This window comes from Photobacterium nomapromontoriensis (assembly GCF_050336815.1).
GTDB lineage: Bacteria > Pseudomonadota > Gammaproteobacteria > Enterobacterales > Vibrionaceae > Photobacterium > Photobacterium nomapromontoriensis.
In genome coordinates, this window is record NZ_JAKJSL010000022.1 from 99,253 (window position 1) to 114,633 (window position 15,381).

Sequence of the window (15,381 nt, forward strand, 5' to 3'; positions counted from 1 at the left end):
TTCTAAATACTCTATTCATTATTACTAACTTCATTTGTAATGCAAATTTATCATTCCTTAAAATCTTATATATCATTTTATCAATAATCGCTTTCGCTTTTATTTCCAGCCCAAAGAACTACAAATTAATAAGTCGACGAACGGTTTCTATATTATCGTTTATCCCCTGCCTATTAGGAGCCAATTTATGTGCTTTTTCCAATAACACTAATGCCCGTTGATAAGATTGTGATTGCAATAATAACTGAGCATGGTATGTCAATGCCTCGACAGCAACATTGCTGTCCATCGCCGCTTTCGCGAATAACTGTTCTGCGACAATTGGCGACGTTTGCTGCGTTAACAATGCTAATTGTAGCTGATAGCGGCCTTGTGTAGGATCGAGCTTAACACTCTTCTGATACGCGTTGATGGCCTTTGGCATATCCCCTTTCTGTTGTGCCAATTGCCCCTCTAGCGCATACAGCTGTGCGGTAAGCGGTAATGGCATGTCACGACGATTCTGCAATGCCGTTATCACTTTATGAGCTTGTGATTCACCGCCATTTGCAATCATATACGCGACCATCTGGCCGAGCTGGTGACTGTCAGGCAATGTTTTAGCGGTTAATAGTGGAGAGAGTTGCTCTACCGCACTTTGATATAATCCTTGCTGTAAATACAGTTGGCTTAATTGCCACCGAATATCTTGTCGCTGACTGAAGGTCTGTGCAATTGAAAGGCTATTAATCGCTTCTGCTATATTATCTTGAGCCTGTGCTAACTGGGCTCGGACAATATATAAATCGGCCGACGTGGATTCTATCGCCAATAAGTTATCCAACACAGATAACGCCATCTCAGTGGCATCCATGGCAAGATACGCTTGCAATAAACCACGCAAGACTGGCGCTGGTGCTGAGGTTAATATCAATGCTTGTTGGTATGCCGACTGCGCCGCTAAATAGTTTTGCTGCTGCAAGAAGCCAAAACCCAACATCATGTATGTACTGCTATCCCCCTTAACAGCAATAACATCTTGCAGTAATACCCTTGCCTCGGTATAGCGCTCATTACGGGTATAGACCCACGCCAGCATTGCTTGTGCTCGAGTAAAACCAGGGTGGATCGTCAACGCGTGCTGGAGTGACTGTTGAGCCTCTTGAATGTGGTTCACACGTAACGCAATGCTGGCTTTGGTATAATACAATGCTGCATCTTGCTCAGTTGATAAGGCATGAGTCAATTCTGCAAGGGCTGATTCATACGCTTTCTTCTCAATCAATTTCCCCACTTTTGTAAGCGTTTTAGCGGCACTACGACTTAGAGCGGGTTCATATTGACTCATGGGCATCACAGAAAACACGGGGACTGTTAACGGTACAGCCAGTGGCGATGCAGCCACTAACGACTTGGCATTAACAATAGGCATAGTGAAGAACATCGATAGACTCGCCCCTATAACCCAACGCAACCACACACTCGATGAGCGAACAATCTTCATGCTTTCACCTTCACCGGCCATTTAAATTCAGCTTTCACTTTTTTTCCTTGATATAACGGCGCTGAAAAATGCGCTTGCTTGACAATCTCTTCCGCCAATAACTGCAACTGCGGGTATTCCTGACTATCCACATTCACTAGCTCTACTCGACCGCTCTCATGGATGATGACGTGCATCAATACACGATGCTCTCGTACACCCAGTGCCACTATTTCAGCAGGCAGTTTTGCCGTTATCCGATTCAATAATTTAGGGTACGCATCCAACTGTGAAAGCGAATAGGTTTGTATTTCATCTAGCAACTGTTGATCACTCATCCCTGGATCTTGCTGTGTCACATTAACGGGTTCCCACTCTGGCATTACCAGTTGCGGCTGCATTAATGAAACGGTCAGGGGTGTCATCACTAACTGCACCTCACTGTGCTGTGATGGAATATTCAACGTCGGAACCGGAGCATGACTCTGTGAACGTTGGCTCTGTGGCGGACTTTTCGGTATCGATAAGGCGGCGGTGTTTACTGATCGAACCTGCATTACGGATGACTTAGGTTGCGGTGTATCCTGCCAGCGCAGCAACAAGATTAAGGTTACAACCATTAACAACGCAATCAGTGTATTGATGATGTAACGTTTTCCCCCGTTGCTTTTCGCGATCACACTTCTGTTCATCGTCATTAGATTGCCCCTTCAGTCGCCACGCTCACTGATTGCTCGCTATTTAACTTACACAGATCAAGCAATTGGATCAGGCGCCCTGCTGCTACGGCTTTATCCGCCTGAATAACAACAGGCTTACTCGGCATTTGTTTTAACAATGGTGCGACACCAGTCATCCCAATTTGTGCGCCGTTATGCCAAATTTGCCCCTGCGCAGTAAGCGCTATCAGGACACTTTGATCGGCCAGTGACTGCGATGATGCAGCCTGTGGTCGTTCAATATCAACCCCACTCTCACGCACAAACACGGCTGATACGATAAAGAAAATCAATAAAATAAATACCACATCCAGCAACGGCGATATATCAACCGCGAGTGGTTTGTCCTGAGCGTAGAGCGTATGGTTATGACGCCGTCTCATTGACATCGCTCCCATTGCGTTTGGCAATAACGCTCCACCGCCACCAGTACGACCCAAGCCGGAATAGCAATCGCCAAGCCAACTTCGGTAGTGAGCAATGCTTGAGACATACCTTGATTAAGCAATTGCTGCTCACCCTGTGCCAAAACGCTAAAGCTGATCAATAAACCATGGACCGTGCCTAACAACCCCAGTAAGGGAGCAGCACTGACCCACACGATCAATTGACGACATTTATCTTGCTGTGCTCGCCAAGCTAAAACGTGAGTTGTCTGTTTCAGTCGCAACCACACATCACAAATCTGCCACACGAGAGAAAAGGCAAAAACAAGGAGAACACTTAAGATCACCCCACCTTGCTGTAACCAGTTAAGCATTGCGGCCCTCCTCACCAAACTGACTGAATATCATGGCATCTGCATCTAACTGAGCAAGATAACCTTGATGATGCCGACTCAGCCAAGCATGTGATAACAGTGCAGGAATAGCGACAATCAACCCGAGTTCAGTGGTCACCAGAGCTTCAGATATTCCACCCGATAATAAGCTCGCATCTTGGTTGCCAAACAGGCTCATCAAATCAAACGTACTGATCATACCGCTCACGGTTCCCAGTAAACCCATCAAAGGGGCAACGGCAGCGGTCGCAGTAATAAACGTCATCCCTTTATCTAGTCGATGTTTATAACCCAACAACTGCTGATGCAGTAGATCTGCCAACGCGTCCCAGCCAATGCCTTTCTTTGCGATGGAAAATTGCGCTAATTGCCCCTGCCATCCCTGCGGCAATGAAGCAGTATGATCCTGTACAAAATGACTGGCGAAGGCAGGATCCAGTTTCGTTAATCGTTTAATTTGACAGGCCTTAACGAAGGCGATTGCCATCGCAATAAAGCCCATACCTATAATGGGATAAATCCACACTCCGCCAAGTTGTAGCCGCTGTAACCATGATGCGCTGTTAGCTGCTATCGTAATGGCTTTATCGCCACTGATATCGATCATCAGTGCCGTGGTTGGCTGTGTTTCTTGTGCATAACTCACGGCAATATAACGATCATGATCTTGCTCTGTTAATAGGTGCAATGTCGAAGGCTGATAGAAAAAATTCAAGGGACCAAAGTCAAGCAACTGTCCCTGCAATATTGCGCCGTCTTTGGCAATCGCTTGACCGTGATGCCAGCGGGGATAGAGCTTCCCGCCTAAGGCATACAGATCTGATTCAATCGCGGCGAGCGGCTTCTCTTCTGCGGCTTGACTCTGTCGCTGTTGGTACTGACTAACGATATTATTCAGATAAATGTCTTGCTGTTGCCACAGTTGTAGACGCTGTTCCAGCGCCTGCACGGACAAATACGCATCATCGTTTTGACGGGTAAATGCCAACAACTGCTGGCGCAATGCCAATAGCTGAGATTCGGCTTGCGTCGTTTTCAACAACAGCGGCTGTCTTTGCTTATCAATGCGCTGCGCTTCTTTTTGATATAAACGTTGCTCTTTAACCACTTGGGCTTCAAGTGAACGCTGATACGTCGCCATATCAGCTACAACGGTTGCTGGCCAGATCATGACCGCACTTATCAGGGTCAGTAATACATATCTCATTGCACTATCTCCCTGACTGGCAGTGATAATATTTGATTTTTCTGCTGCTGGAGATAAATTGCAAATGCCTGATTTATTGCTTTTTGCTGCTCAGGTATGAGCTGCCACTGCCACCCCTGCCCGACATTCTGAGGCATGGCATAGCCCAGACCGACCTGACTACCATCAGCACTGCGAAAATAAGCTTGTGCTAAACCAAGATAAAGCACCTCGACTTGCCACTCTTGCCCTGACAGTGCTATCCGCTGCTTTTCAAAGGTCATCACACGATTAAACTGATCCAGCGCAGTTAACAGATCAATCAGCGCCGTGACGCGTTGATTAAGATCGGCCTTAGGATCAGAGAGCAATACATAATTAACCTGCTCCATACGTACAATGGCAGGGGGAAATGACAACCATAATGGCTGGAGGATATTGGTCCCAACCAACAATAACTGCTCATATTCATGTGCTTTATTTTCCAATAAACTCTGCTGTGTCAATAGCGCTGAACGCTTATCTTTCTGCTCATTTTGATTGTGCTGAAAATCATCCAGCTTATTTTTTAGTGCCTTTGTTTCAATAACATAACGGTTAAGTAACTGCTGTAAATCAGCCTGCTCTTGCTGCCATTGTTGTTGCAGTGCAATACGTGCTTTTTCACGCGCCATTTTTTCTGCTGTTAATTGATCGGTATGTGCCAGCGTATCGGCACGGCTTAACAACGAAAAACAGAGGGACAACACAAATATTACGAGACGCATACTGTTTCTCCTTTCACTGTGCCTTGACCATACACCGTCAAATCCAGCTCTCGGTCAAACAAGGGCTTCAGGTATTGCTGATGCGAAACCATCATCATGGTGGTAGAGGGCAACTGTTGTTGAAGCATAGTGATAAGACCCAAAGCAGCCGCTTGATCTAAGCTGCTGGTCGCTTCATCCAAGATCAGCGTCTGTGGTCTGTGCAGTAATGCTCGTGCGAGGCTTAGGCGTTGCTGTTCTCCGCCGGATAATTGACTCTGCCACTCATTCTCCACCATCAGTTGATCTATCAAGGACGACAAGCCAACCAACGATAACACCTCTATTAATTGCAGTTCGGTATATCTATCAGTCTCTGGGTAACTCAGGCAGTCGCGTAAAGAACCGGATGGCAAATACGGCTTTTGCGGTAATAACAAGATCTCACCATAAGGTAATGAATACGCCCCATTATAAAACGGCCAGATCCCAGAAAGTGTCCTTAATAAGGATGACTTACCGAGCCCGCTAGCACCGGAGATAAATAGCCGCTGCTGAGGTGCAAGCGAAAAGTTAACCTCATTCAGCAAACAATCGCCGTTAGGCTTTAACACAGACAGTTGATGTGTGGTCACCGATTCGCTGCGAGGCATTTCTTGGAACGTCGTATCCGCATCCAGCGCATGCGTAAATTCTGATAAACGCACCACTGTTGCACTCCAACGGGTTAAATCGTCATAACGATGAACAAACCAGCTGAATCCTGAATACACTTTCATGAATGCCATTTTGACTTGGAACACCCCACCAATGGTGATAGTTTTCGACATCAATGCGGGTAAGGCGGCAAACAACGGCAACATTTTGGCAATTTCATGATACGTCGTACCAACAAATTGCAGTGTTTTTTCGCGGTTCATCAGCGCATACCAATTATGGGCTATCTCATGAAACCGCTGTTTTAACTGCATACTTTCGGTTTTTTCACCCCGCAGTAAAGCTATCTGCTCTGCGGCATCACGCTTTCGGATCAAGCTGGCGCGAAAATTGGCTTCTTTGCGTTGCTGTTCAAAATTAAGGTGATGCAACTGATGACCAAAGACATGCGCCATGCCAGTTCCTGCGATAGAGTAAAGCAAAGCAACCCAAAATAAATAACCCACAATCTGGATGCTGGCACCCTGCCATTCGAAGCTTAAGTTACTCGATAGATCCCACAATATGGTGCTAAATGCGACCAATACCGCGCATGCTTGAATCGCACCGACAAATAACTCAACAGAATCACTGGTGAGTAACCGGGCATCTTCTGCAATACGTTGATCGGGATTATCCGGCTCCCCCTGTAGAGTTAGCCGATAATAATTATTATCTTTTAGCCAAAGGGTTAACAGGTTTTCTGTTAACCAGGTTCGCCAACGCAGTTCAACTAATTTCTGCAGCCAATCCCCGTATACTTTCAGCACGACGATCAATGCAATCAAACCACAAAATTCAAAAATCAATGGATAGATTTTCTCTACGTTGACCTCAGCAAGCGCATCATAAAACTCTTTATTCCATTGATTGAGCCAAACCGTGATTTCAACGGCCCCTAATTTGGCGACAAGGCACAATGCCAACAGAACCCAACTCCACCCGTTGGCACGATTAATCCAATACGGACGTGCGAAGAGTAAAAACTGTTTAATTAAAGACATACTCATACACCCCCCAGCCACGCATGGCTGGGGGCTCTCTGTTATTTTTCAGGGGTTAATCGGGCATCGATGCGATTAGACGTAGACAAGATTGCATTGGCTAACGCATCCAGTTCTGTCACATTGACGTTTTCTAACCAATAAAGGTAATCGTCCGGCATCGACAGAAGCATATTGTCACTGGCATTGTCAGTCAGCCAGCTGAAACGGTGGCGACTGGTCAGTACCTCTGGCTGCAATGACGTCCGTGTTTGTTGTTTAACTTCAGCCAACTCCTGCTCGGTAAATCCCTCTGACAATGCTTGAGCTATCACTGTATTGGCGAGAGTACTCAGCTCATCACCCCGTTCTGGTTGATGGCTGTAGCTCAACATGCCATAAGCTTGCTGGCGCTCTCTATCAAGACGGATCCCAAACCGCAAGCTGTACACGCCCCCCGCCGCCTCACGCAGTTGCTCACGTAAACGCACTGACAGCATGCGACTGACTAAACCCGCCTGCCTTTCTGCATCTTGGCTATAAGGGAAAGCAACATTAAATAATTCACTGGTAACCCCAACAGGCTCATGCCCTGCGGCTACATTGATATCGTGATCACCACCAGCTAACGCCGGTAGCACCTTATCGGCAAATGCTTTTCCTTTAGGTAGGTGACCGATATAGCGAGCGGCTAAATCACGTACCACCTCTGGCTTTTCATCCCCCACTATCACTAACTGATGATCAGCAGCATGACTAAATAACGCCAGCCAACCTTGCTGTAAATCTGCAACGCTGATGGTATTAAGCTGCGCATCAGTCAATGGCAACATCATCGGATTATCCGCATAACGAATCGCATCAATGGCTTGGTTAAATTGCCCATCTGGCGTGGTATTTCGATTTTCAATGCCCCTAGCAATCATTTTCTGCTTAGATTGCCAGATATCGGCATCCGTCTGCGGCTGAGTCATTCTTAAATTAAGGTTCTGCAACCAATTCTCGAACGAATGACTGTCTGTACTACCTGAAATACCATGTGATAAAGGGGTGACAAAAGCCATCTGACGCATTTGATAGGCGGAATTCAGCGCTGATAATTGTACGGCTGACAGATTTGCATAACCAAATTGGCCCATATTTCGAGCCGCAAGCTGCGCGGCACGCTGCATTGATTCAGGCAGGTGCTCTGTACCGCCCAGCCCTTGCCAACGGATCATCAGTTGTTGTTTCGATTGATCATCGGGCATAAACCAAACACTGGCACCGTTAGCAAAGCGCCAAATGTAAGTGCCGTCGGCAATCGTCTCGCTGATCACTGATGCGGGCTCTGGGCGTTCTGCAAATAATGCAGCGGGTACACCCTGTTCATGCCCAATTTCTGACGGATTGGCTAATGCCGTTGTCCACCATTGCTGTACGTCAGCCTCTGTTGGCAACAGCGACTGATGCTTAGGCGAAAGCTGTACTACCGCTAAAGGTGACCGATTATGAATCATCGCCTTAAAGTGATCGTTTACCTGCTCAAGTGTAGTGTTCTCAAGCAGTCTATCTGCTTGCTGATAGATAAGCTCATGATCCAATAATGGCTGTTGATTACGAAGCTGATTAAACATCGACATAAGCAGACGGCTGTTGGTGGTATTTCGCTGATTATCTGCAATTTGGCGATAGCGTTGAAGCACACTGGCTTTGGCAACGTTGAAGTCCAGCTCACTAAAACCATAATGAGCAAAACTGCTTAATTGCCCAAATAACGTTTGATAAGCCGATGCGTAGTCTTGGGTATGTAGCAATGCGACAATGCGGTTATTACTATACCCCGGCAGCATTGGCTGAGCAGTCGCAACCATACGCGTAATGTCTTCACCTTCTACTTGATATTGCTCGGTTAAACGGCGAGATAGCATCATCATGACAATATCGTTGGTCATATCTTGCTGTAAGCTCTTGCTGTCAGTCACTGTCGCCTGTTTACCGCGTAAACTTAATGAAATCACTTCGGTGGTAATTTCAGGATCGGCAATCGTGGCAAAGGTCAGATTATGCGGCAGTTGCACATTCAACGGTGCGCGCGGTGGCAGCGCTTTACTCGGCATCGGTGCAAAATATTCATTGAGCAAGCTTTCAATACTGGCTTGATCGGTTTGCCCTACCACCAACAACGTCATGTTGTTGGGGTGATACCACGTTTGCCAAAAGTCTTTAATGCGTTGCGCATCAACATGGCGAACTAAATCCATATCCCCAATTGGCTCACGCGCGGCATAACGGCTACCAGCTAAGACTAACTGACGATTTGCCTGACCTAAACGTGCCATCATATTACGACCACCGCGCCATTCTTCTTCCACAACCGGGCGTTCTTTTTCCAGTTCAGCATCATCGAAAGTCAGTGCACTCATCTGCTGAGCAAGCATGTGAAAACCTTCCTTTAACATCGCTGGGCTATTATTGGGAAGGTGGAGAAAATATGACGTCGTTCGGTACTCTGTCATTGCATTAATATCACGCCCAAATACCATACCAAGCGCTTCTTGATGCTCAATTAAAGTATTGGCGGGGAAATCTTCCGTACCATTGAAAGCCATATGCTCGACTAAATGCGCGATCCCTTGCTGATCATCCGCTTCATCCAGCGAGCCAGCATGGACGATGAGCTGCAAAGAAACCCGTGCCCCATTGGTTTCGTTAGGGACGACAATATATTTCATCCCATTACTTAAGGTGCCTTGTTGCAATCCTTCGCGAACAGGAAATATAGTCGTCGTTTTAGTTTGATTTTGATCAATACCAGTAATGGCTGGAACATGCACGCAGCCCGACAATAAAGCCGTGCTGATAAGCACTGCAAGTGTGAGTTTTTTCATTTTATAATGCCAAAGGCGGGAGTTACCCGCCTACTTAGTAAGAGATAAGAATTAATTTCGAATAGAAAAGTTCAGCCATATTTCACGGCCTTTGCCGAAGTAGCTGGTTGGGCTCATCGAAGTACCATATGTGCTAACTTCAACTTGCTTATTAAGCACGTTAGTCACACTTAACTCGAACATGGCATCATGCTGAATCAAAGGTTCAAGCTGCCAACGAACACTGGTATCCCACGTAACCAAACTATCCATATCTTTCGATATCAGCTCTTTAATTCGCTCTGGCTCGCCATCTATATCAGCCACGGTATAACCTTTATATTGCGTCAACTTACGACCACTGTCGTAATTCACCATATTGCTCCAGCTCAGTCCGATTTGACGCCAATTCATTACAGTCGCTAAATGGGCTTTCCATGGTGAGTTATAACTGCTGGTATCCATTTGATCGGAACGAACCAGCTCACCATCAATCATCACCCACTGCGATTCATAACCTTGGTCAAGATCGTTCACTGCATCATAAACCGCACTGGTGCTGCCGGCCCCTTTCCGATCGGTGTAACTCACTTCGAGTAAGGTGGACAATTCACCACCAGCAATGGACCACGCATCAATGTTCTCAATAAGCAGCCCATAAATACCGCTATCACTCTCAATGTTGTTTTCTACCCTATCATCCGATAAGGAAAGCCCTTTGCGCTGCTGACGGTAAACATAACTCGGCGTAATATTGATATTGCCAACGTCGACACTCCAGGCAAGTGTCAATTCATCACTGTACGGCGTGTCGGCCTGATTCAAGTCAATAGGCACTTGTGGCTTCGACGTTTTACATTGATAATCTCTCAGATTATTACTGCTGTAATCCCCTGTTGCTGAGGTACAATTTTGATAGGTGGTATGCAGTGATTTGGCTTCATTTTGTAACGCCCAACCCAATAAACTCCCACTGTAGTATCGCGCGGCGCCAAGGGTAATACGATTCATCCGCTGATTTGAAAAGTCCCAGCTCGCGGTTGTACGAGGTGCAAACACAGTTTCATCAAACACATCAGAATGCGACGCTCTTAGCCCTAGAGATAAACCCAGCTGTTGCCAACGAATATTGTCGGTAATAAACAGTGCAGTTGTCGTCACATCAGCTTGATATTCACCGCGATCATATTCATTCCAAATCGCAATTTTTTCACTCGTTGGCCGTTTCATATAAGAAAACGCCGAAAAATTACTGCTTCGCTTACCCGTTCCCTGCTGGAATAAATACTCGCCCCCAACTTGCAGATCATGCCGCGTCTCTTGCCAATACATCGATTCGAAATCAAATAATGACTTCAACTGCCAACTGTCTTGAGATTGCACTAAATTACCGTAGCCGCCAGAGTTTGCTCTTTGCATGCCTCCGACCATCACAATATCGGTGCGATGATAGTCAGCAGTGGATGAACGCTCATCATCCATGTGATCATATGCAAGCGTTGTAGTCCAACGCCCTGCATCGAACTGACCAAGTAATTTAAATGTTCCTCCTAAAGATGAATGTGAATTTACTGCTTCACTGTTTGGCTGCGAAGCATTCTCTTGTAGAGGATCATTCAGGAAACTGTGGTCTTCAAAATTTGAATAACGAAAATCTGATGTCAACGACCACAGATTATTCTGATAGATATGCGTCACAAATAGGTTATCGATCGTTTGGCCGAAATCTTTTTTAACGCCATTTTGCTGTAATGGAATATCAGAAGTTTTCTTACTCACATTTATAGCAAGTTTATTATTATCGTTAATTGCACCACTTAAATGCAGGCTATGAAAACGTTTTTGATATTCAGGTTGATATCGACCATCACCATAATTGGCAGTTTCATAACCTTTATTCTTCTCGTCAACTTTCGCACTACTGTTCCAATGGCTATCAGTCATGCGGTATTGATATTCTGCAATAAACTCATCGGTGGGTTGACGTAATTCTACGTTGATCACACCACCGGTAAAACCCCCATACTGAGCACCAATATTGTGGTCCATGACTTCCACTTCACCCATCAGGTTGGTATCAACAAAATACCCTGATGTATGACCGGAGCTAAGAGAGGAAAAACCCGAGGACTGCCCGTAGGTACTGATATTGTTAGTGCCCACTCCGCCAATCATATATTGTGTTTGATGCGGGCGAGCATCAGACAGCGAGATCTCTTCCGGGGCAATATCACCACCACGTACCGACGACGTACCATCATCAATACCAACACCGGGTTGCTGTTTTAACAATTGAGATAGATCAGTATTGTTAACAGGCGTTACCGCAATTTCAGCTTGTGTTATAGCAACACCGCTCTCATCAACCATCTGTCCGGCTTCAGTTTCAGGCAAAACAGGTACAGTATCTACAGTCACTTCTTCTGCATAAGCAGCGTGTCCAAGTGCCAATAAAATTGAACACGAGACAAAATTTAGCTTAAAAAGCTTATTCATACGGCTCCAACCCACAACAACCATGAAATTTCGGAGCGCATAATGAATCATCATACAAAGATAATCAATATACAAATGATAATTATTATCATTTTTATTACTAACTATGAGTTTATACGACGCAGTTAAAAGAATTAGATGGCTTTTATCTTATTTATTAAACAAAATCATTACAAAACAAATCAGAATACCATACCATAACGAACACAGAAGCAATGGTATGTTGAGGGGAAGGATGGCCAAACTGGCCTCGACCTAAATAATCTCAAAAGGGAGGATTGAAAGTGAACTCAGCGCATGCAATTTTAGGAAAATATCTAAAGGAATAACGGTCCCTTTCCAGGGAATTTGACACCGAAGTCATTGTGCTGAATCACTCCCAAAGAGCTGGCTTTTATTATTCAGGTATTGACTTCTCGCTGAAACGAACATCTGAAGATAACTGAATTATATTACAAAAAGAACTCATCGCACGTAGTGATGAGTTCTCATATTAAGCCAATTTGTAACGAGTATAATTTAAAATTATTAAATGTTTAATTGTTGTGTTGATCTATTTTAAAATAAGACATCTCTTGTTGAACTGCTTCAATCTGTTTTGAAATTTCAATATTGACATCGCTAATAGCATTCGCATTATTCAGGCTAACTTGTACAGTCTGATTGATGTTTTCAACACGTCTAGAAACATCCAATGTCACTGATGACTGCTCTTCTGAAGCCGTTGCCACTAAAGTATTTATATCCGACATTGCTTCAACTTTGTCCACAATACCTTTAAATGCCACTGAGATTTCTTGTGACATTTTATGTGACTCTTCAACTAAATTTGAATTATTAATCATAAACTCATCAGCTATTTTTGATTGCTCCTGAAGCTGAGAAATAATCGCCTGAATATCTACCGTCGATTGTTGTGTTTTTGCAGCCAGTGATCTCACTTCATCAGCAACAACCGCAAAGCCTCGCCCTTGCTCACCCGCTCTCGCTGCTTCAATTGCAGCATTCAATGCCAGCAAGTTTGTCTGCTCGGATATTGATGTAATCACGTCAACCACGGTACTAATTTTATCACTGTACTGGCGCAATTCACTCACAATAAGTGCAGATTCATTAATAGAATCATTAACTTGAATTGCTATTGCTTCAGAGCGTTGTAGTGTTTCTGATCCTACAGCTACAACATTGAGTACTTCAGAAGCCTGTGTATCAGCTTGAGCTGCATTATGCGCGACATCTGACGCGGTTGAAGAGAGTTCAGCAATTGCTGCCGCCACTTGTTCTACATCTAAAAACTCATTTTGAGCGTTATTTTTATTATCTTGGATGATTGATTCAATACGAGATTGATTAACCAACAAAGAGTCTGTCACTTGCGCCGTTGTTTCGGTAATAGCCTTGATACTTGTTTGCATATTGATCAATGACTGAGACACTAAACCTGTTGCTGAGAACTTGACTGATGAAATATTTCCATCGGCAAACTGTTCGATTTTTGATGCCAGCTCTTCAGGTTCATCGCCTAAGTTAAGATTAATTTCTTTCCTTACAATATAGAAAACAACTAATGCTTGAATAATCCCAACTGAAAGTAGAATAAGAACAAACATGGCGAGCATGGTATTTCTATTTTCTATCGTTGCGTTCTGCTCTGTAAATGCAAAGATATCATATTGATTATTATAATCTTGCTTAGAAACACTAAAATAATCACCTTCTGTATTTTTATATGAATAAGGTTTTTCTTTAACATTTATATATTCTGGCATCAAAGAATATATATTTTGCCCTTTCCATGCTGCACTCGATTTATCAACAAATAAAACATGGCCATCTTTCGATGTGATTGCAAATTCCATATGAGTACTTGTCAAATCTTTAGTGATATCAACATCAATACTAAGTACACCAATCACTTTCCCGGTATCATTTCTTATTGGTGATGCCACACTGATAATCGTTTCTCCCGTTGAACTAATATAGGGCGATGAAATAATATTTTTACCCGACATTGGCACAATAAACCATTCTCGCTGCTTTTCTTTAGCATTAAAATTAGGCATTATTCCACTAAGATCTTTTGAATAAGTAAATGTTTCGCCATCTGGCTTACTAAAATAGATGCCCATATACTTTCCCTTGGACTCTCTAACAATGGCCTTCATTATCTTAAGTGTTTCATCATTAAATTCGAATTTTGCAAATGTCTTTGCCAATGCATTAACACTATTGGCTGAATTTGATAATGTACTCTCCAATGCAGAAGTCAGTGTATTCACCACCGCTGTATTTTCACTGACTACATTGGTCTCTTTCCACGACTCAAGATAGCGATAGCTAACAACACAACTTATTGATATTAAGATAGTTAATGTCAATACAAAATACAGCGTAATTTTCTTAAGCATATCCCTCTCCCAGGGTTGATCACTAAGATCACTTATTATCCAAAACGTTCTAGAACAAATAGCCCAATAACATGTTAATTATTTTCAACAAAATTAATTATTATTTTTTACAGAAAAAACAAAATCAAAACCTATGATAAGACTGTTTACTTTCTTGAAATACGAATAAGCTCTACAATCCAACTCAGTGTGTTTAATATTTAATTAACTTATTATATTTGGTTTTATATCAATCAGAGTAACTCTGCTTCACTCATCTTATTGCATAGCAATGGAGCGATACCTGTTGGCTCGCAATACCATACACAATCACCTTGCAACATACTAATTTTATTAGTATTTGTGTGCGGCATGCCACTATTTCACTTAAGAATATCGATATCAGACATATAAGACTTGCAATTAATATGCATACGGATTAGTGGCGTTCGTTGTGATCAGTTTATATTAGGAATAAACAAACGAAAGCCAGTTGGAAAACCAACTGGCTTATATATGATAGAATTATATTACAAGTATTATTACAATGAATCATTCCTGGACGTTATGTATATATAATATTCCAATTGCTAACAGCAAGTAATAAAATGTATTCTCTGTAATAACCTTAGCAATATTATCTATTCACGATGACCTGTCTTATGATGTTGACGAGATGGTTCTTTATGATCGTGCTCTTTGACTTTATGATGGCGTAGCTCATCATGTTCATGGTGGTGGTGTGTTTGCTGTGGGTGTTTATGACCTTCAGGGCTACCTCCATGTTGAAGGTGGGGATGGCTTTTCTCGTGTTCGCGGTATTCGTGATGATCTTGATTATGCTTATGCTCTACCTCTTCGCCATAACGACGTTCCATTTTTTCATGTTCAAATTCAGCTGTTTTTTGAGATTTATCGCTCATCATGAATTCCTTTGTTTAATTTAATTCATTGGATGGCTTTCAATCTACGCCACTTTCACTGCGCGACAACACTCTATAGTTCAACTTGAAATTTCATAATTGAGCCTTGTTTAGTCAAATGAACAGGCGTAACGTAAATCCTTTTAGCCTCAA

10 protein-coding genes and 1 pseudogene are annotated in these 15,381 nt (G+C 43.5%); all 11 read right to left on the reverse strand.

Annotation, left to right across the window (positions count from 1 at the left end; all coding sequences use genetic code 11):
* Positions 1 to 118: 118 nt before the first annotated feature.
* Positions 119 to 1,483, reverse strand: a complete 1,365-nt coding sequence (locus tag L4D12_RS08430) for a tetratricopeptide repeat protein (RefSeq protein WP_428447382.1) — start codon at positions 1,481 to 1,483, stop codon at positions 119 to 121.
* The gene (locus tag L4D12_RS08435; RefSeq protein WP_428447383.1) at positions 1,480 to 2,160 is read right to left on the reverse strand and encodes an energy transducer TonB; all 681 of its coding nucleotides are present in this window, start codon (positions 2,158 to 2,160) and stop codon (positions 1,480 to 1,482) included. Before L4D12_RS08435 ends, L4D12_RS08430 begins: the two co-directional genes overlap by 4 nt.
* Positions 2,160 to 2,564: an ExbD/TolR family protein gene (locus L4D12_RS08440; RefSeq protein WP_428447384.1), complete on the reverse strand. Its 405-nt coding sequence runs from the start codon at positions 2,562 to 2,564 to the stop codon at positions 2,160 to 2,162. Before L4D12_RS08440 ends, L4D12_RS08435 begins: the two co-directional genes overlap by 1 nt.
* Complete coding sequence (locus L4D12_RS08445; RefSeq protein ID WP_428447385.1) at positions 2,561 to 2,941, reverse strand: MotA/TolQ/ExbB proton channel family protein; 381 nt, start codon at positions 2,939 to 2,941, stop codon at positions 2,561 to 2,563. The genes L4D12_RS08440 and L4D12_RS08445 overlap by 4 nt, the downstream gene beginning before the upstream one ends.
* A pseudogene (locus tag L4D12_RS08450) lies at positions 2,934 to 3,284 on the reverse strand (MotA/TolQ/ExbB proton channel family protein); the annotation flags it as partial. The gene L4D12_RS08445 and the pseudogene L4D12_RS08450, both read right to left, overlap by 8 nt.
* Before the next feature lie 881 nt (positions 3,285 to 4,165).
* Positions 4,166 to 4,915: a DUF3450 family protein gene (locus L4D12_RS08455; RefSeq protein WP_428447386.1), complete on the reverse strand. Its 750-nt coding sequence runs from the start codon at positions 4,913 to 4,915 to the stop codon at positions 4,166 to 4,168.
* On the reverse strand, positions 4,903 to 6,594 hold the full coding sequence (locus L4D12_RS08460; RefSeq protein WP_428447387.1) for an ABC transporter ATP-binding protein/permease: 1,692 nt from the start codon (positions 6,592 to 6,594) through the stop codon (positions 4,903 to 4,905). Before L4D12_RS08460 ends, L4D12_RS08455 begins: the two co-directional genes overlap by 13 nt.
* Positions 6,595 to 6,635: 41 nt before the next feature.
* Positions 6,636 to 9,443: a M16 family metallopeptidase gene (locus L4D12_RS08465; RefSeq protein ID WP_428447388.1), complete on the reverse strand. Its 2,808-nt coding sequence runs from the start codon at positions 9,441 to 9,443 to the stop codon at positions 6,636 to 6,638.
* Positions 9,444 to 9,494: 51 nt separating this feature from the next.
* Complete coding sequence (locus L4D12_RS08470; RefSeq protein ID WP_428447389.1) at positions 9,495 to 11,918, reverse strand: hypothetical protein; 2,424 nt, start codon at positions 11,916 to 11,918, stop codon at positions 9,495 to 9,497.
* Positions 11,919 to 12,454: 536 nt separating this feature from the next.
* Positions 12,455 to 14,326 (reverse strand): methyl-accepting chemotaxis protein, encoded by a 1,872-nt coding sequence (locus tag L4D12_RS08475; RefSeq protein WP_428447390.1) that lies wholly within the window; start codon positions 14,324 to 14,326, stop codon positions 12,455 to 12,457.
* A gap of 620 nt (positions 14,327 to 14,946) precedes the next feature.
* Positions 14,947 to 15,228 (reverse strand): cation diffusion facilitator family transporter, encoded by a 282-nt coding sequence (locus tag L4D12_RS08480; RefSeq protein WP_428447449.1) that lies wholly within the window; start codon positions 15,226 to 15,228, stop codon positions 14,947 to 14,949.
* Positions 15,229 to 15,381 lie beyond the last annotated feature (153 nt).